Annotated in this window: 20 protein-coding genes; 5 read left to right on the top strand and 15 right to left on the bottom strand. The window is 63.9% G+C overall.

What is annotated here, in order from left to right:
• The first annotated feature begins 74 nt into the window (after positions 1-74).
• A complete protein-coding gene (locus tag ACIQWO_RS20190) occupies positions 75-1,460 on the top strand; it encodes an MFS transporter (RefSeq protein ID WP_402828029.1) in 1,386 nt (461 codons plus the stop codon).
• A gap of 82 nt (positions 1,461-1,542) precedes the next feature.
• Here ACIQWO_RS20190 and ACIQWO_RS20185 read toward each other — a convergent pair whose 3' ends face one another.
• From ACIQWO_RS20185 to ACIQWO_RS20150, 8 genes are all read right to left on the bottom strand, one after another.
• A complete protein-coding gene (locus tag ACIQWO_RS20185; RefSeq protein WP_402828026.1) occupies positions 1,543-3,441 on the bottom strand; it encodes a hypothetical protein in 1,899 nt (632 codons plus the stop codon).
• Positions 3,442-3,515: 74 nt separating this feature from the next.
• Complete coding sequence (locus ACIQWO_RS20180; protein WP_402828023.1) at positions 3,516-5,273, bottom strand: Hsp70 family protein; 1,758 nt, start codon at positions 5,271-5,273, stop codon at positions 3,516-3,518.
• Between the two features lie 206 nt (positions 5,274-5,479).
• Complete coding sequence (locus ACIQWO_RS20175) at positions 5,480-7,141, bottom strand: ABC transporter permease (protein WP_402828020.1); 1,662 nt, start codon at positions 7,139-7,141, stop codon at positions 5,480-5,482.
• Positions 7,142-7,143: 2 nt separating this feature from the next.
• Positions 7,144-8,082, bottom strand: coding sequence for an ABC transporter substrate-binding protein (locus tag ACIQWO_RS20170; RefSeq protein WP_402828017.1), 939 nt, complete (start codon positions 8,080-8,082; stop codon positions 7,144-7,146).
• A gap of 39 nt (positions 8,083-8,121) precedes the next feature.
• Positions 8,122-8,820 carry an ABC transporter ATP-binding protein gene (locus ACIQWO_RS20165; protein WP_402828014.1) on the bottom strand — a complete coding sequence of 233 codons (699 nt, stop codon included), beginning with the start codon at positions 8,818-8,820 and terminating at the stop codon, positions 8,122-8,124.
• Positions 8,820-9,956: a porin gene (locus ACIQWO_RS20160; protein WP_402828012.1), complete on the bottom strand. Its 1,137-nt coding sequence runs from the start codon at positions 9,954-9,956 to the stop codon at positions 8,820-8,822. Before ACIQWO_RS20160 ends, ACIQWO_RS20165 begins: the two co-directional genes overlap by 1 nt.
• Before the next feature lie 235 nt (positions 9,957-10,191).
• Positions 10,192-11,490 (bottom strand): ATP-binding protein, encoded by a 1,299-nt coding sequence (locus ACIQWO_RS20155; protein WP_402828009.1) that lies wholly within the window; start codon positions 11,488-11,490, stop codon positions 10,192-10,194.
• 25 nt (positions 11,491-11,515) lie between these two features.
• The gene (locus ACIQWO_RS20150; protein ID WP_402828006.1) at positions 11,516-12,238 is read right to left on the bottom strand and encodes a response regulator; all 723 of its coding nucleotides are present in this window, start codon (positions 12,236-12,238) and stop codon (positions 11,516-11,518) included.
• Between the two features lie 276 nt (positions 12,239-12,514).
• Here ACIQWO_RS20150 and ACIQWO_RS20145 point away from each other — a divergent pair, with 276 nt between their 5' ends.
• Together ACIQWO_RS20145 and ACIQWO_RS20140 are read left to right on the top strand one after the other, a co-directional pair.
• Positions 12,515-13,420 carry a MipA/OmpV family protein gene (locus tag ACIQWO_RS20145; RefSeq protein ID WP_402828003.1) on the top strand — a complete coding sequence of 302 codons (906 nt, stop codon included), beginning with the start codon at positions 12,515-12,517 and terminating at the stop codon, positions 13,418-13,420.
• A 42-nt stretch (positions 13,421-13,462) separates the two neighbouring features.
• Positions 13,463-14,569, top strand: a complete 1,107-nt coding sequence (locus ACIQWO_RS20140; protein WP_402828000.1) for an SDR family oxidoreductase — start codon at positions 13,463-13,465, stop codon at positions 14,567-14,569.
• A gap of 85 nt (positions 14,570-14,654) precedes the next feature.
• Here ACIQWO_RS20140 and ACIQWO_RS20135 read toward each other — a convergent pair whose 3' ends face one another.
• From ACIQWO_RS20135 to ACIQWO_RS20125, 3 genes are all read right to left on the bottom strand, one after another.
• Complete coding sequence (locus ACIQWO_RS20135) at positions 14,655-15,563, bottom strand: LysR family transcriptional regulator (protein WP_402827997.1); 909 nt, start codon at positions 15,561-15,563, stop codon at positions 14,655-14,657.
• A 95-nt stretch (positions 15,564-15,658) separates the two neighbouring features.
• Positions 15,659-16,576, bottom strand: a complete 918-nt coding sequence (locus ACIQWO_RS20130) for a carbohydrate kinase (RefSeq protein ID WP_402827994.1) — start codon at positions 16,574-16,576, stop codon at positions 15,659-15,661.
• Positions 16,577-16,631: 55 nt separating this feature from the next.
• Entirely contained in the window at positions 16,632-17,423 is a 792-nt protein-coding gene (locus tag ACIQWO_RS20125; RefSeq protein ID WP_402827991.1) for a sulfite exporter TauE/SafE family protein, read from the bottom strand.
• Between the two features lie 140 nt (positions 17,424-17,563).
• On the opposite strand from ACIQWO_RS20125, the gene ACIQWO_RS20120 reads away from it, so the two are divergent.
• Together ACIQWO_RS20120 and ACIQWO_RS20115 are read left to right on the top strand one after the other, a co-directional pair.
• Complete coding sequence (locus ACIQWO_RS20120; RefSeq protein WP_402827988.1) at positions 17,564-18,460, top strand: LysR substrate-binding domain-containing protein; 897 nt, start codon at positions 17,564-17,566, stop codon at positions 18,458-18,460.
• 272 nt (positions 18,461-18,732) lie between these two features.
• Positions 18,733-20,145, top strand: coding sequence for a methyl-accepting chemotaxis protein (locus ACIQWO_RS20115; protein ID WP_402827985.1), 1,413 nt, complete (start codon positions 18,733-18,735; stop codon positions 20,143-20,145).
• 99 nt (positions 20,146-20,244) lie between these two features.
• Here the strand turns inward: ACIQWO_RS20115 and ACIQWO_RS20110 are convergent, their stop codons facing one another.
• The 4 genes from ACIQWO_RS20110 to ACIQWO_RS20095 all read right to left on the bottom strand — a co-directional run bounded on the left by ACIQWO_RS20110 (position 20,245) and on the right by ACIQWO_RS20095 (position 22,257).
• Entirely contained in the window at positions 20,245-20,553 is a 309-nt protein-coding gene (locus tag ACIQWO_RS20110; protein WP_402827982.1) for a hypothetical protein, read from the bottom strand.
• 505 nt (positions 20,554-21,058) lie between these two features.
• A complete protein-coding gene (locus ACIQWO_RS20105) occupies positions 21,059-21,625 on the bottom strand; it encodes a hypothetical protein (protein WP_402827979.1) in 567 nt (188 codons plus the stop codon).
• Positions 21,626-21,796: 171 nt separating this feature from the next.
• The gene (locus ACIQWO_RS20100; protein ID WP_400326754.1) at positions 21,797-21,934 is read right to left on the bottom strand and encodes an entericidin A/B family lipoprotein; all 138 of its coding nucleotides are present in this window, start codon (positions 21,932-21,934) and stop codon (positions 21,797-21,799) included.
• A gap of 116 nt (positions 21,935-22,050) precedes the next feature.
• Complete coding sequence (locus ACIQWO_RS20095) at positions 22,051-22,257, bottom strand: CsbD family protein (protein ID WP_150577607.1); 207 nt, start codon at positions 22,255-22,257, stop codon at positions 22,051-22,053.
• Positions 22,258-22,397: the final 140 nt, after the last annotated feature.

Below are 22,397 nucleotides of genomic sequence, written 5' to 3'. Positions count from 1 at the left end.
CGGCCATCGCTTCCCGGGTGCAGGACACGATCGCATGCGCATGACGTGTGCGACGTAAATACATAGGAGACAACATGGACAAGCGTACCGGTCGCGTGAAAACGCGCCACATCATTCTTGCGGTCATGTGCCTGATGTATTTCATCTCGTACATCGATCGCGTCAACATTGCCGTCGCGGGCCCCTTCATCCGACAGGAGATGGGACTGACGACGGTGCAACTGGGACTCGTGTTCTCTGCCTTCGCCTATCCGTATGCCGCAATGCAGATCTTCGGCGGATGGCTGGCGGACCGCTACGGGCCCAAGCTCGTACTGACGGTGCTTTCGCTCATCTGGGGCGTGGCGACGCTGGCGACCGGCTTTGCGGGCAGTATCGCGGCGCTCGTGGCGTTGCGCTTCCTGCTGGGCATCGGGGAGGGCGGTGCGTTCCCGACGGCAACGCGCGCCTTCACCTACTGGATGCCCGTTGGCGAGCGCGGCTTTGCACAGGGCATTACGCACAGCTTTGCGCGTCTGGGCGGGGCGATTACGCCGCCGGTCGTGCTCGCCATCGTGGTGGCGTTCGGCTGGCGTGAGGCGTTCATCGTGCTGGGTGTGGTGAGCTTGATCTGGACCGCGCTCTACATGAAGGTGTTCACCAACACGCCTGAGCAACACCGACGCGTTACGCCCGAGGAGGCCGCCGAGATCGGCTACCGACCGGGGGATTGTGAACGGGCCAAGCGTGCGTCGACGCCGTGGCGCAAGCTCATTCGACGCATGTGGCTCGTGACGTTCGTCGACTTCTGCTACGGCTGGCTGCTGTGGGTGTATCTGACGTGGATGCCGTCGTATCTGCGCGAGTCGCAGGGCTTCGATCTCAAGCAACTGGCCTTGTTCACGGCGCTGCCGCTGCTCGCCGGGGTGGTCGGGGACACGTTGGGCGGTGTGGTGTCCGACAAGCTCTACAAGGCGACGGGACGCTTGCGTTTCGCTCGTGTGTCGGTGCTGGTTGTCGGCATGGGCGGCTCGCTGGCGTTCCTGTTGCCGATGACGATGGTGTCCGACCCGATGGTGGCGGTGTTCCTGCTCTCGGCGTCGTTCTTCTTCCTCGAAATCACGAATCCTGTGCTCTGGACGTTGCCGCTCGATATCGCGGGCAAGTATGCGGGCACGGCGGGCGGCATGATGAACACCGGCTTCGGGCTGGCTGGCATGATCTCGCCGGTGGCGTTCGGCTACCTGATCGAGACGAGCGGCAGCTACAACGTGCCGTTCGCCATTTCGGCGGTGTTGCTCGGCACGGGCGTTATCGCCGCGCTGTTCATCGACACGAGCAAGACCGTCGACAAGGACGAAGCGGACGAGGCGGCTGCGATGTCCGATGCTCCCGCATCAATGGTCGGCGCGGGGCCGGTGTGGATGGCGACGGGGCCGCAACGGCACCCGTTGCGTCGGCCGCTGCGCTGGCGTCGTTAAGTCGATAGCGGTTTGTCCCGCATGAAATGAAAAAGGGACGCGCTGACCGGCTACCGGCAGCGCGCCCCTTCTGTCCGACCGGTCAGGACGTCGGTGCGCGACGCGTGACCGGCTTCGCCATCCACACGCGCCACATTTCCAGCAGCAGCGTCACGAGCGCGACGAGGACCACGCCGACAATCATGGCGTAGTAGGGCGGCACGAGTTTCGACGTCAACGCGATCCCGGTGCCGGGCACGACCCAGAACAAGTACAACAGGGCCCAGTGATGCACCCGTGAGGCAAAGAAGATGGTGATCAGCAGATTGACGATGGCGCACCAGAGCCAGACGCTGACCTGAAGCCATGTCGGCATCGTCCAGCCCAGCGAGTCACCCATGAAGACCCCGGCAATGCCGATGGCGATGACCACCGCAAGCACCCCCGCCAGCGCGTTCTCGTGCTTCTGGCGCAGCCGCTCGTGCACGTACGGCAGCAGACGCACCGCGCCTAACGCCATCGTGGTGCAGTTGAGCATCTCCCAGTTGTCGAGACGGCCCACGAGACTGACCCAGACCGTTGTCGTCGCGACCGTGTAGAAGAACAGGATGCCCACGATGCCCAGCAGGTTTTGGGCGAAGAGTGGGAAGGACGCGACCACGGCCCATATTGCGCCGATGAGCGAGAGCGCCACGACGGCAGTGGGGGTGCCCAGCTCAGTGCCGCCGATTCCGGTAATAGACAGCACGCCGGTGAGCGTTGCCACGCCATACCACCCGAAGTGGAACCAGAGCCGCTGGCCGACGTTGGCGTTCCAGCCTTCCCGGAGCTTCCGAAGGTGTCTGTCGATCTGTGGGCCGTATCGGTAGGTGACCCAAAGGGTGATGCCCCCGAGTACGGCGCTGACCGTGACGCAGTAACCCACGATCAACGCCACAGCCATGCCATCGGACAGGGATCGCATGTAAGCGAGCAGTTCGCTGTCGGGCGTCGTGGCAATGCGCACGCCGAAGAGCGTGGTGATCACGATGGCGAACGCAGCGATATAAGCGATCCACGCCTGCGTGACGCGCGGGCGCTGCACGGCGGCCCGCCACGCGTCGAGCAACTCCGGCTCGAACGCCTGATCGCGCATGGCACGTAGCTCGCCATCGAGACTGATCAGCGTCTTGCGCATGTCCGCGAGCGCACCGTTGTCCATGATGCGCCACGTCGGCAACGGACGTTTGCCATCCAGCAGCAAGCCCGCTGCCGAGGAATGCCTGCGGCTGTGGACGAACTTCGCGAACATATTGTCGACGGTCGTTCGCCAGAGCGCCTCGTTGGCCAGGTCCTGTCCGAAGCGGCTCGCCGAGCGGTAGTCTTCCGCCCAGCCGTAAAGGTCGGCGAGCGCCATCCGGATGGCCGGTGCGCTGCCCTGATGGGCCGCGAAGCGCATGGCGTGGTATTCGAACGCCTCTGCAAATTCCAACTGCACGAAGGCGGGTGTTGCCCGTACTTCCGCGAACGAGTCCACCACGCGCGAATCGTTACCCTGCGCGAGTTGACCGATCGTCTTTCGGTCGTACTGCCAGACCTCTTCCGGCAAGCTGCGCAGCCAGCCGTCGAAGGCGACGAACGCTTGCTGGACGATGTCGATGGCGGGGGAGGCCTCGGTTCCCGGCTCGGCGGGCTCGTCGCTGACGGCGTCTGCCGATTCACGTGGGCTGGCAGGACTTGCGGTGTCGGCAAGGGACGATGCGGCGCTGTCCGGCTGGGTGACCCTATCGACGGCCTCGACAGCATCGACTGCCTCGACTACGGGGGCCTCGCGTGCCTGACTGCGCGCCCACTCAAGCGCGGCTTCATAGCCACCGCGCAGGCGCTGGAAGCCTTCCGGGTCGTCCTCGGGACGGACTTGCTTTAACCGGGCGGCGTAGGCGCGCCGGATCAGCGCGACATCGGTGGTCTGCTCAATCTGCAACGCTTGCCACCACGCGGCGAAGGGGATCGGATGCGTCATGTCGTTAGGAAGCTTGGAATGGCGATGAACGGTTGGCCCCGCAGGGCCTTCGCTAGCTGTGCTGCCGAGAACACCTATTGCCAGACGTCGTGGTCGATCCGATCCAGCAGGCTGGCGATCTGAGGGCGGACCTCACGAATGCGTGCTTCGTCCTGCGTCTCGAGCGCTGCCTGGAAATGGGTGAGCGCATTGTCGATTGCCGCCCGCATGTCGCCGCGCGCCTGTAGGTAGAGGCGTTCGCCGCGCGAGATCAGTGCCTGATTCTCGGACTGATCGCGCGGGTGAATCTTGATGCGCGAGAGCGCGTCGAGTCGTTCGCGGATTTCGTCGGCCGTCAGCACGCCAGGGTTTTCTTCGATCACGAGGCGATGGGTCTGACCGGTGGCGAGCACCTTCGCTTCGACTTCGAGAATGCCGTTCACGTCGTACGTGAAGCGCACATCCACTTGCCCCGTGTCGCGCGTCACCTGCTTGGGCAGCGGTACGTTGACTTTGCCGAGCAGGATGTTGTGTTGTACGTGGCGAGCCTCGCCCTGAAACACGCGCAATTCGATTTCACGTTGACCGTCTTGCAGCGGCACCAGCGTTTTCACGTAGCTCGCCGGGACGGTGGTGTTGCGTTCGATAAGCGGGATGTAGTGACCGTACGAGAAATGTCCCGGGCGCACTTCGATAGCGGTGTCGATGCCCATTGAGTACGGCGCGACATCCGTCATGACGATCTCGGAGAGCGCGGCGTCGCGTGCCTTGAGACCGCCTTGCACCGCAGCCCCGAGCGCGACGACGGTATCGGGATCGAGTTCGATGTTGGGGAAGCGGCCGAACATCAGGCTGACCAGCCGACGCACCATCGGCATGCGCGTGGCGCCACCGGCCAGAACGATGGCATTGAGTGACGAGGGGCGGATGCGCGCATCGCGCAATGACGTCTCGACCGGGGCGCGCAGTCGGGCGAGCAGCGGCTCGCAACGCTCGGCAAAGGCGTCTTGCGAGGCGTCCCACTGGTAGGTCTTTCCCGCCCATTCGCACTGCATGGACACGCTCGCGTTATCGGTGAGCGAGCGCTTCACGCGCTCCGCCTGAGGGCGGAGTTCGACGAGCAGCGATTCGGGCCAGACTTCGAGCGACTTTTCGTACGACGCGGGCTTGTCGGCGCGCAGGTCGGCGATCAGTCCGCTGGCCTCGCCAAAGGCGAACAGCAGGGCGTCGACGAAGTCTTCGCCGCCGAGCAGGTTATCGCCAGCGGTCGCGCGTACTTCCATGACGCCTTCGAAGAGTTCGAGCACCGATACGTCGAACGTGCCGCCGCCCAGATCGAACACGAGAAAGCCGCTTTCGTTCTTCTCGTGCAGGCCGTACGCGAGCGCTGCGGCCGTCGGTTCGTTGAGCAGGCCAGCCACTTGCAGTCCCGCCAGTTCGGCGGCCGCGCGGGTGGCTTTGCGCTGCGCATCGTTGAAATAGGCGGGCACTGTGATGACGGCTTCCGTCACCGGGTGACCGAGGAAGGCTTCGGCATCTGCCTTGAGCGATTTGAGCACGAAGGCGGACAACTCTTCCGGCCGGAAGGCCTGCGAACCGAGGCGCGTGGTGCGCGACGTGCCCATATAGCGCTTGAAAACGGCGGCAGTGACTTTCGGATGCGATTCGAGTCGGTCGCGGGCCGCCGCACCGACGATGATGCTGCCGTCGTCGAGTACGCTGACACAGGAAGGTGTCAGTGCGCTACCCAATGCGTTGGGTATGAGTTCCGCGATGCCATTGCGCCAGACTGCGACAAGACTGTTCGTCGTGCCAAGGTCGACCCCGATGATGCAGCGAGCTTCTTGATCCATATTGCTTCTATTTATTTGGACTGCAGGTGGCCGTGAGTATGCCACAGCACCCTGTGGCTGCCGCGCGACGAAATGCGCAGGCTTGCGCCGGAGCCCGAAGCATTTGGTTTGGCGGACTTTTGGCCAGTCTCGGGACGAAAAAAAACGGCTTCCATTGCTGGAAGCCGTGCCTGATATAGGTGAAGGTGGTCGCCGCCGTGTCAGGATCAGGCGGCGCGCTCGCGCTTGTTTCCGAGACGGGACGCCAGCATGAGCAACGTGCCGCTCACGGCCATCGAGACGACGCCCATCGCCATGCCTTGACCGATGGAACCCTGTTCGAACTGACGCCATACGAAGATCGAGACCGTCTGCACGCCGCTCGGTGCGAGCAGCAGCGAGGTCACGAGTTCGCGTGACGCAATCGCAAACACGATCATCAGCGATGCGCCGAGCGCGGGCATCACCAGCGGTAGCGTGATGCGTCTCAGCGCGACACCCGCCGGTGCGCCGTGCACGCGCGCAGCGGCTTCGAGCGACGCCGCCGTCTGTCGCAGCGCCGCGCTCGTGTATCGCACCGGATACGGCAGCAGCAGGCAACTGTATGACAGCAGCAGAATGCCCCAGGTGTTGTACGGCGTGACGGGCCAGAACGGCAGGTTCCACGCGAGGATCAGGCCCACGCCGACGACGATGCCCGGCAAGGCATGCGGCAGCAGCGACAGGCCGTCGATCAGCACGCGACCTCGCATCGTCGACTTCACGACACACCACGCGCACAGGAAGCCCAGCACGCCCGTGACGAGCGACGTGCCCAGCGCCAGCGACAGACTCGTCGCCAGTGCCTCAAGCCCTTCCGCGCCTTGACCGAGCAACGCCGCGAAGTGCGCCGTCGTCAGGTTGGCGAGCGACAGGCCGCCCGAGAGCGTGCCCGAGAACGCCGTGGCAAGAATCGAGAACAACGGTGCCACGGTCGCCAGTAGCGCCACGAAGGCGAAGCCGAAGAGCGCGAGACCTTTCCAGCGACCCAGTTCGCGCGGAGGCGATGCGATGGGCTTGCCCGTTTGCGTCTCGAAGTCCTTGCCCGCCGCGAGCCGGTGTTGCAACACGAAGGCGAGGAGTGCGAGCACCGCCAGCACGACCGACAGAATCGACGCGCCCGGCAAGTCGATCGGCCAGTCGGCGAAGCGGCCTTCGATGGACGTGACGAGCACAGAGAATCCGGCACGCGCGCCGAGGGCAGCGGGTGCACCGAACTCTTCGATAGCCATCGTGAACGCGAGCAACAGGCTGGCCGCGAACGCTGGCAGCGCGAGCGGCAACGTCACCCGCGCGAACGCGCGCCACGCGGACGCACCATGCACGCGGGCCACGTCTGCCAGTCGCGAGCCGGTGGTCGCGAGCGCGCGAGAGACCGCGAAGTAGACTACGGGAAAGATGTTGAGCGTCATCACGAAGACGAGGCCCGGCAGCGAGAACAAGAACTGTCCGGCGTCCATGCCGGTGAGCTGCTGAGCGTATCCGCCCGTTTGCAGCAACAGCATCCATCCGAGCGCCGCGAGATACGGCGGCACGAGAAACGGCAGGAGGAAGCACAGATCCCAGAGCCGCGCGCCCGGTACGTGAAACAGGCCGCGCACCGCACCTAGCGCGCCGCCGACCAGCGCCGTGCCGAGCGCCACCGACACGCCGAGTCTCAGCGTATTGGTGACGAGCGGCAGCGTGCTGTCATGCGACAGCGTGGGCCAGACAGCGGAGAAGGGATCGGCGAACGATCCCTGCGCGAGATGCGGAAAGACCGCCTGTAACAGAACGAACGCGACCGGCAACGCCACCACGACGGCGAGTGCTGCAACGGTCGCCGTGGGCAGTAGTCGGAGCGATTTCACCGTTAGTGCTGGCCGTTAAGTTTGGCGAAACGTGCCAGGACCTCGGCGCGCGAGGCGCTCGACGATTGCGCGTCGCCTTGCGGCAGCAGACGCAGATCCTTGAACGACGCACGCTTGATGGCGATGTCTTCGCGCGCCGGAATCAGCCACGCTTCGGCCACCATCTGCTGGCCTTCCTCCGAGAGCACGTAATCGATGAACTGACGCGCTTCGTTCTGCTGCTTCGACGTGTTCAGAATCATCATCGGACGCGGCGCGATGACCGTGCCGCTCGTCGGGAAAATCACCTTCACGGCTTCGCCCTGTGCAGCGGCGGCATACGCGACGTAGTCGACCGCGCCGAACACGGCGGCCTTCGCGCCTTGCAGCACCGGGTTGAGCGCCTGAGCGTTGGGGCCGGACACGACCATGCCGTTTTGCTTCAGATCGTCGAAGAGCTTCCACGCTTCGCCGCCCAGACGCGCTTGCAGACCCAGCAGCAGGTCGGCGGACGCACCCGAGAGGGCCGGGTCCGGCATCGTCACGAGATTGCGATACGCGGGCTTGGTCAGATCGCGCCAGTCATGCGGTTCCGGCGTGCCCGACTTGGCGTTCCAGACGATGCCGAGCGCGGAGAGGCCTTGCGCGACGTAATGCGTCGTCTTGAACGGGGCCGGCACGCGCGAGGCGTTGGCACTCTGGAAGGGGGCGAGCCAGCCGCGCTTTTCGAGATCCTGCGCGGTGTCCCACGAGGCCGAGATGAGGACGTCGGCGCGCGGGTTGGCCTGTTCGGCTTCGATGCGCGCCATCACCTTGCCGGTCGTGGCTTGAAATACATCGACTTTGATGCCGGTCTTCTTCTCGAAACCTGCAGCGAGCTTCTTGCTGAGGTTGCCGGGGCCGGCGGTATAGACGGTCAGCGCGTGCGCGTGTTGAACGCCAACGCTTGCAGCAAAGGCCATGGTGAGTGTCGCGATAATTTTGCGGTGGAGCATTATGGGCTACCTCGTAATACGTTTGTCAACGCGCCCGTGGGCGAGGATCACGATCTGGTCGGCCAGCGCCTCGGCTTCTTCGCGGTCATGGGTGACGTAGACGGCGGTGGTGCCAAGACGCGAGAGCAGCGCGCCGATATCGGCGCACAAACGCGTGCGCAGATCGCGGTCGAGGTTGGATAGCGGTTCGTCGAACAGCAGCAGACGCGGGGCCGAGACGATGGCGCGCGCGAGCGCAACGCGCTGCTGCTGGCCGCCGGAGAGCGCCTGCGGGCGGCGGGCGCCCAGACCGGCAAGACCGACGAGCGTGAGGGCTTCTTCGACGCGTTCGACACGCTCCGTGCGTTTCACCCCGCGCATTTCCAGCGGGAACGCCACGTTGGCGGCCACGCTCATGTGCGGCCACAGGGCGTAGTCCTGAAAGACCATGCCGAGCGAGCGCAGTTCGGGGGCGTGGCAGACGCGGGCGCTGGCGACAACGGTGTCGTCGAAACGGATTTCGCCCCCAGTGGGGGCGAGCAGACCGGCGAGCAGTTTGAGCAGTGTGCTCTTGCCGCATCCGGAGGGGCCGAGCAAAGCGGTCGTGGTGCCGGCCGGGACATCGATGTCGATGCCGTCGAGCACGCGCGCTGCACCGAAAGTCTGGTGCAGCGCGCGCAGCGACACTGCGACGCCTTGCGGCGAAGGCAGAGCGTCGCTCGTCATCAGAACGTGTGCTTGATACCGGCCATCGTACCGAACTGGTTCTTGCCAGCGATGACGTTGGTGCCGAAGCCGTTCAGACCGAGGTCGGAGCCGTTGCGGTTCACGACGTAGCCCATGTTGACGTAGACGTCCGTACGCTTCGAGAAGCTGTAGTCGGCGCTGACCTGGAACGACAGCGGGTCGCGGTTCGTGCCGTAGAAGTCCTGGTACATGGCCGTGGCCGACAGGTCGAGCGCCGGCGTCGCGTGCCACGTGGAGCCGATCCAGTAGTAGCTCGACGCTTCCACCGGGCTCTTGTTCAGAGCCGAGAGGTGGATGGCCTTGGCGTTCAGGTAACGGTAGCCGACGTACAGATCGACGCTTTGCAGCGAGTACTGCACGGCCGCCGCGATACGGCGGTCCATGTTGCCCTCGTAGCCGCCGACCTTCGAGGTCATGGCAGCGTTGGGCAGGGTCGAGCCGCCGTTCTTCTGGTCATAAGCGATCACGAACGAGAGCGGGCCGTTGGCGTAGCGCACGCCTGCGTCGATGACCTGCGCGCGACGGTTGTCGCCCGGCGTGGTGCTGGCCGCGCCGAAGCTCACATCGTCGTAACCCTTCGAGTACTGGACCATCGCTTCGAAGTCGCCGAGCTTGGCGCTGTAGCGAAGGCTGTTGTCGAGACGGTCGGAGAACGCCGTGTCTTGCATCTTGATGGCGTACACGGCGTTGTTGAGCGGGTTGAACTTGCTGACCCAGTCGAGGAACACACCGCCCTGGCGGCCGATCGTGACGGTGCCGAACGACTTGTTCGACAGGCCGACGTAGGCCAGACGACCGAACTCGCGGCCGCCCTGAAGCGATTGACCGTTACCGAGGTTGAAGCCGTTTTCGAGCAGGAACAACGCCTTGTTGCCGCCGCCGAGGTCTTCGGTGCCCTTCAGGCCCCAGCGCGAACCGGCGAGGTTGCCCGACGTGACACGCGTGAGGTTCACGGCGCTGCCAGCGGTGTTCTTATCGGCGTTGGTGAGGAATTCGACGCCCGAGTCGATCAAGCCGTAAAGCTGAACGTTTGACTGGGCCAGAGCGGGCATGGGCAGGCCGCTGGCGAATGCCAGGCAGCACCCTGCCGCCGCGATGCGGAGGTTGGGTTTCATTTCAAGGTCCTCTTTGGGATTAAATTGAGCCGCCAATGTAAGCGGCCAACATGTCGCGAACATGACAATGTGTCGTCGTCCGAAAGAGGGGGACTTGCTAGATGCTCAACTGGGGAGGCGGGGGAGGGACAGGCAACGGGGACGTGGGAATTGCGTTATTTATTTGCAAAAACTCAAACGTTCACAGCAATTTCTGCAAATAAACAACGCAGGCGATACAAAGATCGTACGTTTTTCAGGCGGGCGGCGCTGGTAACGTGATCGTGAATCGCGCGCCGCCGAGTGGCGAGGTGTCCACGCGCACGCGGCCGCCGTGGAGCAGGGCGATGCGACGCACGATGGCCAGACCCAGGCCGAAGCCACCCGTCGCGCGGTTGCGGCTGCTGTCCAGTCGGTGGAACGGCTCGAAGATGCGCGCCCGCTCGGCTGGCGGGACACCCTCGCCGTCGTCGTCCACGTAAATCATCACCTCACCGTTCTCACACGCCCGCGCGCCGCAGACGATGCGTCGCGACGTATGTCGCATCGCGTTGTTGAGCAGGTTCTGTACCGCGCGCGCCATCAGCTTCGGCTCCACCTCCACACGATCCGCGCCCGGCTCGGCCGCGATGTCCAGCGCAATCGAGCGCGTCGCCAGCACCTCCGTGCAATTCGCCGCAAGACTGTCGAACATCAGGCGCAACGACACAGTCTGACGCATCGGTGGCGCAGTGATCTGGTCAAGTCGCGCCAGCGAAAGCAACTCCGTGACCAGTTCGTCCAACTCGCGGATATCGCCCTTGAGCGCGTTGATCCGGTCGTCTGCGTCCGGCTCCTGACGCCGTTGCTGCAAGATCTCCAGCCCGAAATCCAGTCGCGCAATCGGCGTGCGCAATTCGTGCGACACGGCATTGATCATGTCTTTCTGCGCTTTGATGGACCGCTCGATGCGGTCGGCCATGGTGTTGAAAACGCGCACCAGCGCCGTCAGGTTCGAAAAGCGCGACACCTTGGCACGTGAGCTGAAATCGCCTTCACCGAAGCGAATGGCCGCGCGATTGAGCGATTTCAGATCGGACCAGTACCAACGCACCCAGGTCAACACGGAGATCAGCATAAGTACGGCCACCACGGCATAGGCAAGGTAGTTGATCTGCTTCATGCTCAGATCGGTACCGCTTTCCGACGTCAGAACCCACTGCGAATCGCGCAGGCGCATGGCGTAATGCTCGCCGTCGGTGCCATTCACGATCGGCAGCCCCGCCTCCAGGTCCTTGCGAAGGTACTCGCGCTCGACCGGGAAATCCTTGAGCGGCTGCAGGGTCAGGGTGTCCTGCGTTTTGGCGGCAAATTCGCTGACAAACTGCGGCCACTCGGATTCCGGGATATCTCCGAGTTTCTCGTTGATCAGCCACGCATAACCGCCCAGTTGCTTTTGCGCGGAGCTGTTCATGGTGTCCAGAAACAGATGGCCGAACGTGTAGGTGATGATCAAAATCGAAGCAACGATAGAAATACCCACCAGCGCGTACAGCTTCAATAGGACGCGAAACATGCCCTAACTCTCCCTTTATTTCCCTTCAACTTTCCCAGGCCGAGGGGCTGAACAGATAGCCCCGGCCCCAAACGGTCTTGATGCGCTGCGGTTCACCGTCCGTGTCTTCGAAGCGTTTGCGCAACCGGTAAATGCCCACGTCCACCGTGCGATCGATGCCGTCGAATTCGATGCCGCGCAACTGCTGAAGGATCTCGTCGCGTGTGACGACTCTGCCTGCGCCGCGCGCCAGTATCAGGAGCAGGCTGAACTCGTTGGACTTGAGTTCGACCGATGCGCCGCGCCAGAACACCATGCGGTCGCGCGGCACGATGCGCAACTGACCGAATGCGAGTCCGTCGTCGCTTTCCAGCTCCACTTCCGTGCTCGGTACGACACGCCGTAGCAGCGCCCGAAGTCGCGCCAGCAGCAAACGCGGCTCGACCGGCTTGACGACGTAGTCGTCCGCCCCGACTTCCAACCCTGCCACCTGATCGTAGGTGTCTTCGCGTGCAGTGAGAATCAGGATCGGCGTGGTGCTCACGGCGCGCAACTGGCGGCAGATTTCCATGCCGTCCATCCCCGGCAACATCAGATCGAGGATCACGATGTCCGGCGAAAACGCGCGAAACCGCTCCAGCGCTCGCGAGCCGTCGCCCACGACCATCACTTCGAAGCGGTAAGCGTGCAGATATTCGGTAACGAGCGCGGCAAGGCGAGCATCGTCTTCGACCAGCAAGACTCGATACATGGTCGTTATTCCTGTCAATTTTTCTGTGCCGCCCGGTTTTCCACGTCCGGCGTTCAACGTCCGACGGCAGGCAGCACTCCCGTGAGGCGCATTTTACTGCCCCGCAGGCCCGCCCGGCGGGCGTTTCAAACCTGCGAACAAATGAAAACATTTGTTCACAACTCTCCTAAATCGGATAACAGCCACGCGAAGGCTTCTTGCCTACCATGCGTTCAACTTGCGATCCATCCGCAGATCGCAAGGCCAAGTTCCAATTTCCCGCTACCGAAACTCATCGAATTTTGTAGGAGTGCCATGAAAAGCCGTCTCGCCAGCCCCCTCCGTCGTCTTCGCACCCATCGAAGCCATTGCGGCAATCGCCAATTGCACCGTCTTGTGGCGGCCGGGGCGGCGAGCGTGCTGTTCGCAGGTGTCACCTCTCAAGCCTTTGCCGTGGAGCCTGCGCGATACAGTGGCATCCAGCCGGACCAGAGTCTGCCCACGAATGCAACGGACAGCGGCTACGAGTTCACCCTCGGCGGTGGCGTGGGCGTCTCGCCGCGCTACATGGGCAGCGACGAATATCGCGCAACGCCTGCGCTGAACCTTGCGCTGCAAACCCCCATCGGCGTGTTCGTCGGCCTGAGTGGCATCGGCTATCGCTTGTCGCTGCCAGCGGGTTTCTTCGTGTCTGCTGCTCTGTCGTACGACGGCGGCCGTAAAGACGACCCCAAAGGGCTCGACTCCGGTTCGAAGAAGCTGCGTGGCATGGGCGACATCAAGGGTTCGCTCTTCACCACGCTGCAAGCCGGTTACGCGATCGGCGATCTGGCAGTCGTGAGTGTCGCGACCGACATCCCGCTGACCAACCGCGACCGCGGCAACATCTATCGCTTCTCGGTCGATAGCGTGCTCTACAAGTCGGCGGCCGATTCCGTCGGCATAGGCGCTACCGCGCACTTCGCCAGCGGCAAGTACGCCCAAACCTATTTCGGTGTGACGGCCAACCAGAGCCTGAACTCCGGCTTCGGTCAGTACGCCCCCGGCGGCGGCCTTTACGGCGTGAGCCTGACGGCGAACTGGACGCACAAATTCACCAAGCACTGGAGCACGACGGTCGCGGGTGGCGTGATGCGCTACACCGGCAACGCGGCCAAGAGCCCCATCGTCTTCAACAAGACCAACTATCAGGCCGCGGCAACGCTCGACTACACGTTCTGATCGGGCGATCTGCGACGCATATCGTTCTGTGAGGCCATCGCCATGCGAATTCTCGTCACCGGCAGTACCGGTTTTGTGGGCGGCGCCGTTGTCGCCCAACTTCTGAAGGACGGCTTCGGTCCGTCGTTATTGCTGCTCGTGCGTGCGCGCACCAGCAGCGACGGTCTTGCCCGTGTACGCGCCGCAATGGACCGTTTTCGCATGGCACCCGTGCATCGGCTGACGCTCACCGAAGCGAACATCGTATGCGGCGATCTGGCGCAGCCGGTGACGTTCGACGACGACCCGCGCATGCGTCGCGTCACGCACGTGATTCACGCCGGGGCGATTGCGAGCTTCTCGGCGCATCCGCAACTCGATACCGTCAACGTGACCGGGACGTTGGCACTGGCGCGCGCGGTCGCGGCGTCGCCGGTGCTGGAGCGGTTCGTGCACGTCGGTACTGCCATGGCGTGCGGCGATGCGTTGTCCGGCGTGGTGAAGGAATCGCACGAGCTGGCGCTCGCGGATCATCAGGTGGTGGCCTACACGGCGTCGAAGGCGGAGGCCGAGCGGCGTCTGCGCAGCGAATGGCCGGGCCTGCCGCTGGTGATCGCGCGGCCGTCCATCGTGGTGGGGCATACGCGCCTCGGCTGCGAGCCGTCGGGCAGCATCTTCTGGATGTTCCGGATGGTGCAGTTGCTGGGCGCGTTCACATGCGGGCTCGACGACCGTCTGGACGTCGTGCCGGTCGATTACTGCGCCGATTCACTCATCGATCTCGCGTTCCTGCCCGGACTGCGTCACGACCTGTATCACGTGTCGGCGGGGGAGGGCAGTGCGCGCACGATTCGCGAAATCGAGGCGGCGCTGGCCAGAGCGCGCGGCGTGGCACCTCTTGGCGAGCGCTTCCGCCACATCGGCGAAGCGGAGATCGACCGGCTGACGCCTGCGCTGGCGCGTCAGTTAGGGCATGGCAATAGCCGTCTGATGGCGAAGGCGTTGCGTCGCTATGGCGCTTTTGCAGCGCTGGACTATGTGTTCGACAACCGTCGTCTGCTCGGCGAGGGCACGCCCCCGCCGCCTGCCGTGACCGACTATCTGGACGTGTGCGTGCGGTCGTCGGAAGCGACTTCCGTTGCAGAACAGATGGCGTGGGATTTCAAATAGGGCCGTAGGAGATCGGCCTGACGCGCCGATCCGGTTCGCGATGCGACGAGTGCCGTGCGGCGCACGATGGGGTCGTTGTCACGTGTCACCGCATCGGGGCCGGATCGGTGGCGTCCCCTGCAAAACATTGGGCGAGAAAGCGCTCGGTGGGACGCGACAACGCGTCGGCATGCGGCACGAGCGCGGTGAGCAGACGCTTCAGGCCGTGCGGCGGATCGATGCGCACCGTGGCAAGTGCCGCGTCTTCGTGACGCATCGACATGGCCGACACGAAGCCCACGCCCATACCGGCGCGCACGGCTTCCTTGATACTTTCCACCCCCGCGAGTTCGAGCGCTACGCGTGGCTCCAGTCCCGATACCGAGAAGGCACGTGCCACCAGCGCCCGCACGCCGGAGCCGGGTTCTCGCATGATCAACGGATAGGCGGCAATGCTTTGCAACGACGCGCCGTCGGGATGCTGTGCGAGCGGATGATCGGCGCGCGCAATCGCCACGATTTCGTCGTCGCGCCACGGACGCACCGCAATCTCCGGCGATAAACCCGGCGGCACCGCCCCTTCGATAAATGCGACGTCGAGCCGATCGAGCTGTGCCACGATCTCGCTCGTGTTGCCGTCGACGATATGCAGCGCGACCGCAGGGTAGCGCTGATGGAATTCCGCGATGACGTACGGCAACAGATAGCTCGCGGGCGTCGTACTCGCGCCAATCCGCAGCGCGCCCGTCTCCAGTCCCCGCAAGCTGTCGCGCAGCGCCATCGCCTGACGGTAGTCCTGACGTAGCTTGTTCGCGTAGACGGCGACCTGTTCGCCCACAGCAGTCAGTCGGATACCGCGTCCGTCACGACGGTACAGCGGCTCGCCGAACGACTCCTGCAATAGCCGCAATTGGCCAGAAACGGCAGGCTGCGACAGGTGCAACGCCTGCGCCGCATGGCTGATGTTGCCGAGTTCGGCCACCGTCGCGAAGGTCAGCAATTGGTCGGGCGTCATATCGTCGAATATATCGGCTGAGGTGATGATTGGCTCTCATCATAGCCAGTATTCGGATGATTGACTTGGCACTCACGTCCGAATCGCGTCGGAAGTCAGGCCCGAGCGAGCACTTCGACGTCGTCCCAGCCGGGCGCGTGAGCGCCCGTGTGGGTGCAGGCCAGCGCGGCGGCGGCCGCGGCACGGCGCAAATGGACGGCGAGCGGCGCGTCCGGCATCCGGGACAGGCTGGCCAGCCAGCCGCCGATAGCGGCGTCGCCCGCGCCTACGGTGTCGGCTACTTCGACGTCGAACGCCGGTTGGACGAGGGCACGCCCGTCCGGCAGCAGCAAACGCATGCCGCGCTCCCCATCCGTCAACAGAATCTGCGCTTGCGGGGCGATACGACGCACGTCGGCGAGGGCGTCGTCGTCGGTATGTGTCGGGTAGAGGTCGCGCAAATCTTCGACCGAGAGCTTGAGCCACGTCGAGAGTCTCGCCATGCGACTAAACGTGGCGAAGTACGTCGGCCCCATCAGATTCCGAAGATTCGGATCGAAGCTGATCGCGACACCGGCGTCGTGCAACGTCTGCGCGATGGTGAGCAGCGTGCTCGCCAGCGGCTCACGAACGAGACTGATGCAGCCGAAATGCGCGACGCGTGCGGCATCCCGCCAGCCGACGGGCAAGGCCGCCGGGTCGAATGCCAGATCGGCCGCGCCTTCACCGAGAAAGAAGTAGGCGGGCGGATCGTGCCGGTGCACGACAGCCACGAGCGGTGGCGCATCGACGGCTTGCCAGTAGCGCTCGTCCAGTCCGGCCTCGCGGGAGAGCGCGAGCAATTCGGTGCCGAACGGGGCATGTGTGCTGATGGCGCCGCCATAGCCCGTCGCCACGCCCATGGCCGCTGTCACCCGGGCGACGTTCCAGCACGCACCCCCCGCACGGCTGATCCATTGGCGGCCGTCGCTATCCGGTTGACGGATCAGATCGGTGAGGGCTTCGCCAAAGACGAGCAAGGCAGGCAGGGACATGAGCGGAGCATCGCGTAAGAATGGCCGTCAGCATACCCGCTTGTTGGCGCGATGTTTACCGGGTGCGTATCAGCAATGCGATGCCTGCGGCCAACACCACGAAATTCACCGCCCGCACGAACTGCTGGCGCGAGAGCCGCAACGTGATGTGCTTGCCGAGCCACATGCCGACGATCATCGCGGGGACGAGCGAGACGGCCGTCACCAGCATCGATACGTTGGCGTAGACACCCGCCAGCAGGAACAGCACAGCGCGTGAGAGCGTGCTGAAGCCGATGAGCGTCGCCTGCGTCACGCGCATCGCCTCCACGCGCTCCAGACGACTTGTCAGATAGATGGCGAAGACGAAGCCCCCGCTGCCGAACATCGCCCCGAACATGCCACCGACGGCGCCAAACGGAATCGCCCATGCCTGTGACAGACGCGATTTCGCACGTGGCCCGATCAGCGAGAACACCGCATAGGCGCAGACGAACCACGCCAGCGCCTTAAGCAGCACTTCCGGTTGCAGCCGCAACAGTAGCGCCCCGCCCGCGAGGCTGCCGATCACGATGGCGGGCAGCAGACGTCGCAACTCGCTCACGTCGGCGGCGCGGGCATTGCGCAGGACGTTGCCCGATGCCGCACTGAAGTCGAGCAGTGCGAGCATCGGCACGATCTGCGCGACAGGCATCGCGTACGCCAGGATCGGACTGGCGACGAGCGCCGTGCCGAAGCCCGCGACGCCGAAAATCACATAGGCGACGACGAGCGCTGCGCTCATCAGTAGCCAGTGACCGGGTGTGGGGAGGGCCGCAGTGAGGGAGCCGAGAGAGTCGAGCGGTGAGGTGGCTAGCGTTGTGAGCATGGTGACGGCGTTCGGATTCGATGCGGAGCGCGCTGGCGCATAGGCCTGAGAGCACGTGGGTTTTCCGTCAGCATAGGACCGCGTGCAGGCGTCGCGCCAATATAGAATGTGGCGATGTTCGATCTCGAAACGGCATAGTCATGGTGTCGCTGCGGCAGTTGCGTTATTTCCTGGAAGTGGTCGACGCGGGCGGGTTTAGCGCGGCGGCGGAGCGTCTGTTCGTCGCGCAGTCGGCGTTGAGCCGCCAGATCTCCGAGCTTGAAAAGGAGTTGCAGGCGGTGTTGCTCGAACGTTCGTCGAAAGGCGTGACGCTCACCCCCGCCGGACGGACTTTCGTCGCTGAGGCGCGACGCGTGCTGACCGAACTCGAAGGCTCCGTCGCGCTCACGCGCAGTGTGGCGCGCGGCGAGCAAGGCACCGTGCGGCTCGCACATTCCAGTTCTGTGCCGTTCGCCGGGGGACTGCCGGTGGCGTTGCGTGCCCATCTGCAGGCGAACCCGGGCGTCACCGTCGATGTCTCGACGCTCTCTTCCGAACAACAACAGGACGAAGTGGAAGCCGGGCGCATCGACCTGGGGCTGGTGCGGTTGCCCGTGCTGCGCCCCGCGCCGTCGCTTGTTTGCGAGACGATTGCCCGTGAGCGCCTGTTGTTACTGGTGGCCAGCGATCATGCGCTGGCAGATGTGGCATCGGTGAGCGTGGCGGCGCTCGCTGGCGAGCCGTTCGTGTCGCTGCCGCATCGCGAGCGCGGTGGGCTGAGCTACCGAGTCGCGCAACTATGTCAGCAACACGGTTTTTTTCCGACGGCGGCGCCAGCCACTTCGCGCAAGGCGACGCTCGTCAATCTGGTCGCGGCTGGCTTCGGTGTGGCGATCGTGCCCGAGAGCCTGGCGGCGCTCGCCGGGCCGGACGTGCGCCGCCTTACGCTCGACGACGCGAATGCCGACAGCGAAGTCGCATTGCTGCACCGTCGCGACGCAGGCGGGCTGGTCGTGGCGCTGGCCGATGCGCTGGCGGGGGCGTTGAAACGGCCTTGAAGGAGGCGTCGTGCCCGGCAGTAAGTCCCGCGTAAGCCTTGCGTGAGAGGGTGCCCCTATAAACGTCGAAAAATAGAGAAAACGGGGACGAATCACGCGAAGAAACCCTCAAGTCCGCCGTTTTTTCTCCCGTTATACTTTTCGACACCGGGTAAAAAAGATACCCATACGTGTGGCGCAGACGTCTATCCGGCGTTTTACGATTTTGGCAGTTCCGGCGACCGTCTCGCCCTCGTCATAACAAGCAGATCAGAGATGCGAGGAGACTGACGATGGGGCTATTCACGCGCTCAAGGGGAGCGGGGCAGACCGTCAACATCATGAACGAGGTGGCGGACAACGCCGGTACCCTCGGTGTGGAGTTGTGCGATATCGCGGGTAACGTCGACGAAATCGCCGTTCGCATCAAGCGTCAGGCCGAAGTGTTTCAGGAGCTTCGTCGCGCCGCGACCGATACCAGCGAAGGGAATCAACGTATTGCCGGGGCGGCACGCGAAGCCCGCGACGTGGCCGATCGCGCCAGTGCGGAAATCTCGGCATCGCGCAGCACGGCCGACGCGTCGCTCGCGTCGATTCACGGGCTTGTCGAAGGCGTTTCCGGTATGGCGGACGAAATCTCCGGCCTGCGCGAAGCACTCGATCACGTCGGCAAGGTCGCCGAAGGCATCTCTGTCATCGCGCGTCAGACCAATCTGCTCGCCCTCAATGCCGCCATCGAAGCCGCGCGTGCTGGCGCGGCGGGACGCAGCTTCGCCGTCGTAGCGACCGAGGTCAAACTGCTCGCAAGCAAGACGGCCGAAGCCACGCAGCAGATCGAACACACGCTGGCGGCGCTCAGCGAGCGCACCGAGCGTCTCATGCGTGAGAGCAACGCCAACGTTGCGCGCGCCAACGACGCGCGCGAAGGCACCCGCGCCATCGCCAGCGTCATTGAGACCGCCGGTACGGCACTCGATACATTCGACCGTCAGGCCGGACAGATCGCACAAGCGAGCGAAGCCATCGAAAACGAATGCAACACGCTCGCCGCACACGTCGACGAAATGGCTGATGGCGTGACGCATTCCGCCGATCACGTCGAGAGCGCGCGCGAGCGTATAAACGGACTGCTGTCGGTGTCGGAGCATCTGATCGGTCTGATTGCGGAAGCGGATGTCGAGACGGAAGACACGCCGTTCATTCGGGCCGTGCGTCGCGCGGCCAAGCAGGTCGGTGAAAGCTTCGAAGCGGCCCTTGCGAAGGGCAAGATCAGTGAGCAGGAGTTGTTCGACCGTCGCTACGAGCCGATTCCGGGCTCGAATCCGCAGCAGTTGATGGCGCGCTTTACACGCTTTACGGACGAGATGCTGCCCGCGATTCAGGAGCCGTTGCTTGGCATGAACGAGCGCATCACGTTCTGTGCGGCGGTCGACGAAAACGGCTATCTGCCGACGCACAACCGCAAGTTCTCACAAGCGCCGACAAACGATCCCGTGTGGAACGCCGCGCACTGTCGCAATCGACGTCTGTTCAACGACCGCACGGGCGCGGCGGCCGGACGCAACACCAAGCCGCTGTTGCTGCAAACGTATCGTCGCGATATGGGCGGCGGGGAGTTCGTGGTGATGAAGGATGCGTCCGCGCCGATCTATGTGAACGGGCGTCACTGGGGTGGCTTCCGGATCGCGTACCGGGTGGCTCGCTGAACATCGCAGGAGACTTTTCTTCTTCGTAAACAAAACGCGCCGCCGACCTCTCAGTCGGCGGCGCGTTTCGTTTCAGCGATCTGCCGGTTCTGCCGTCGATCAATAGCCGTACCAGCGGCCATGACGCCAGTAACCGCGGCCGTAGCCGCCATAACCGTACGGACGACCGTAATACGCCGGCGGCGGGCCATAGTAGACCGGGGCCGGGGCGACATAGACGGGCGGCGGTGCAACATAGACCGGCGGAGGCGGCGCAACGTAGACCGGTGCCGGTGCATAGACCGGCGCCGGTACGACCAGCGGTACACCGATACCGATACCGACCGAAACGTGTGCCTGCGCCGTCCCGATCGCACCCGCGGCGAGCGCGACTCCGGCGATGGCAAGGGCGGCAAACTTGGTTTTCATGACATTTCTCCTGCGGACTTGGCAGCGTACTGATGACGGCACCCGAACGGCACCATGCCGTTCGACGCGCCTGGTGCCCGCCGGCACCGTGGTTCGTCAGATTCCTTGGCTTTACTTTACTGAAGTTCCGAAACGCGGGCGCAGCGCAATTGTTGCAAAGTATGCGAAGCCATCCGGAGTGGGGAACGTTCGGGCGTAGAAAAGCGGCCGCCAAACGTGTAAATCAGGCCTCTATTCTATTCAGAATCAACGCTTTGCGCTCGTTTCGGTTGACATCACCCCCAGCGGCACGGGGCGGTCTGCCACGCGCGGCGCGCGACACTTGTTACATTCATTTACATGGCGCGCCCGGCCTGTGGCGCAAAAACACCGGGCGAATGCCGCTAGCGCAACATTCGCCCGGTGCCGACGTCCGGCGCTCACCTGTGGTGACGGTCCGTGACGTCTCCTCCTCCCTGCTAAATCGGCTGTCGTTCTGTCGGTATGCTCTGGTGCCGACGGCGGCTTATTGGTGGTAGCGCGACTTGGCGTCGGCCACACAGCTGTCCTTGCTGCTGCCCGCGAGGCTGTCGCAGCGTTCCATCGCCGCCTTGTACTCGGCCTTGTTGGCATCGGCGTTGGCATCCTGACGTGCCGCCATGGTGTCCTTGGACGATTCACGGCTCGTACGCATGACCTTGGCGTCACCGTAGGCCTTGGTCTTGGCGGCGTCGGCATCCTTCAAGCAAACGTCCTTGTCGTTGCCCTTTTTGTCGTCGCAGCGCAGCTTCGCAACGCTGTAATCGGCGTCGGCCTTGGCGACGGCGGCATCGTAGCGGGCCTTAGGCGTTTGCTTGTAGTCGCCCTCCGCGTTGGCCTTGGCGATCTTCTCCTTGCCCTTTGCGTCCTCCACGCAAATCTTCTTCGCGTTGTCCTTCATGTCTTCGCAACGCGCGGCAGCGGCCTTGTAGTCGGCTTCGGCCGATTTCTGGGCGGCTTCGTAACGGTCCTTGGCCGCGGCGTCGGCCGCGCTGGCCGCCGTGGTGCCGAGCATGCCTGCCGCCGCGATGCAGGCGCAGGTCAGGACGTTCATAGCGATTCGATGTGACATCTTGGCGTCCTCCTAGGCTGGGGATTGGGCGAGCATGGGGCGACGCCCGGACGGCATGGGGAATGCATCATGCGCCGTGCGTCGCGTATCGGGGGGATGTCGATGCTGTCGGGTACTGTGCGCCGGTGTGGCTAGACACCGGTCATTGCCGCGTTACTTGTTGCGGTCGGCCGCGCCCTGAATGGCTTCTCCGCCCTTCTGAACGTCTTCACCCGCGCCGTGGATCGTGTTGCAACCGGCCAGGCCCAGTGCGAAGCCCGAAAGCAGTGCGATGGCGATCAATCGTTTCATTTTGATTTCTCCTTGGAGAGATGCTGTCGTCCGAAGCGCATGGGGCGCGAGGGGGGAAGGGCCACGCCAGCCTCCCGGCGGGCATGGCTAAAGCGGCTCAGGTAACAAGTGCTGGCTTACCAGAGCTTGTGCTGGTTATTCCAGGTGTCGACTTCCTTCTCGGCGTCGGCCTTGGCCTTGCCGTAGCGCTCCTGGATCACGCCGACGAACTTGTCGCGATTACCTTCGATCTTCAGCAGGTCGTCATCAGTCAGGTCGGCCCACTTCTTCTTCGCTTCGCCCTTAAGCTGGTTCCACTTGCCCTTGATCAGATCCGAGTTCATAAACTACTCCTCAGTGTTGAGTTAGTTCAGGTGCTTCTGCGGGGAGTCCGCGATTCCGTCATTTGGCGCACATAGGACGCACATGGCGCGGCGTGCGCACGGAAACCACAATCCGCGTCCCTCAAGACGTCGGCAGGTGA

This window comes from Pandoraea sp. NPDC090278 (genome assembly GCF_044772185.1).
GTDB lineage: Bacteria > Pseudomonadota > Gammaproteobacteria > Burkholderiales > Burkholderiaceae > Pandoraea.
This window is presented reverse-complemented; position numbering and strand designations above follow the sequence as displayed.

Excerpts from the sequence above, each read along its gene's own strand:
- ACIQWO_RS20170 (WP_402828017.1), bottom strand. The coding sequence starts at position 8,082 with ATGGCCTTTGCTGCAAGCGTTGGCGTTCAACACGCGCACGCGCTGACC.
- ACIQWO_RS20125 (WP_402827991.1), bottom strand. The coding sequence starts at position 17,423 with ATGCTCACAACGCTAGCCACCTCACCGCTCGACTCTCTCGGCTCCCTC.
- ACIQWO_RS20145 (WP_402828003.1), top strand. The coding sequence starts at position 12,515 with ATGAAAAGCCGTCTCGCCAGCCCCCTCCGTCGTCTTCGCACCCATCGA.
- ACIQWO_RS20180 (WP_402828023.1), bottom strand. The coding sequence starts at position 5,273 with ATGGATCAAGAAGCTCGCTGCATCATCGGGGTCGACCTTGGCACGACG.
- ACIQWO_RS20135 (WP_402827997.1), bottom strand. The coding sequence starts at position 15,563 with ATGACGCCCGACCAATTGCTGACCTTCGCGACGGTGGCCGAACTCGGC.
- ACIQWO_RS20185 (WP_402828026.1), bottom strand. The coding sequence starts at position 3,441 with ATGACGCATCCGATCCCCTTCGCCGCGTGGTGGCAAGCGTTGCAGATT.
- ACIQWO_RS20115 (WP_402827985.1), top strand. The coding sequence starts at position 18,733 with ATGGGGCTATTCACGCGCTCAAGGGGAGCGGGGCAGACCGTCAACATC.
- ACIQWO_RS20100 (WP_400326754.1), bottom strand. The coding sequence starts at position 21,934 with ATGAAACGATTGATCGCCATCGCACTGCTTTCGGGCTTCGCACTGGGC.
- ACIQWO_RS20165 (WP_402828014.1), bottom strand. The coding sequence starts at position 8,820 with ATGACGAGCGACGCTCTGCCTTCGCCGCAAGGCGTCGCAGTGTCGCTG.
- ACIQWO_RS20190 (WP_402828029.1), top strand. The coding sequence starts at position 75 with ATGGACAAGCGTACCGGTCGCGTGAAAACGCGCCACATCATTCTTGCG.
- ACIQWO_RS20095 (WP_150577607.1), bottom strand. The coding sequence starts at position 22,257 with ATGAACTCGGATCTGATCAAGGGCAAGTGGAACCAGCTTAAGGGCGAA.
- ACIQWO_RS20160 (WP_402828012.1), bottom strand. The coding sequence starts at position 9,956 with ATGAAACCCAACCTCCGCATCGCGGCGGCAGGGTGCTGCCTGGCATTC.
- ACIQWO_RS20140 (WP_402828000.1), top strand. The coding sequence starts at position 13,463 with ATGCGAATTCTCGTCACCGGCAGTACCGGTTTTGTGGGCGGCGCCGTT.
- ACIQWO_RS20130 (WP_402827994.1), bottom strand. The coding sequence starts at position 16,576 with ATGTCCCTGCCTGCCTTGCTCGTCTTTGGCGAAGCCCTCACCGATCTG.
- ACIQWO_RS20110 (WP_402827982.1), bottom strand. The coding sequence starts at position 20,553 with ATGAAAACCAAGTTTGCCGCCCTTGCCATCGCCGGAGTCGCGCTCGCC.
- ACIQWO_RS20105 (WP_402827979.1), bottom strand. The coding sequence starts at position 21,625 with ATGAACGTCCTGACCTGCGCCTGCATCGCGGCGGCAGGCATGCTCGGC.
- ACIQWO_RS20120 (WP_402827988.1), top strand. The coding sequence starts at position 17,564 with ATGGTGTCGCTGCGGCAGTTGCGTTATTTCCTGGAAGTGGTCGACGCG.
- ACIQWO_RS20155 (WP_402828009.1), bottom strand. The coding sequence starts at position 11,490 with ATGTTTCGCGTCCTATTGAAGCTGTACGCGCTGGTGGGTATTTCTATC.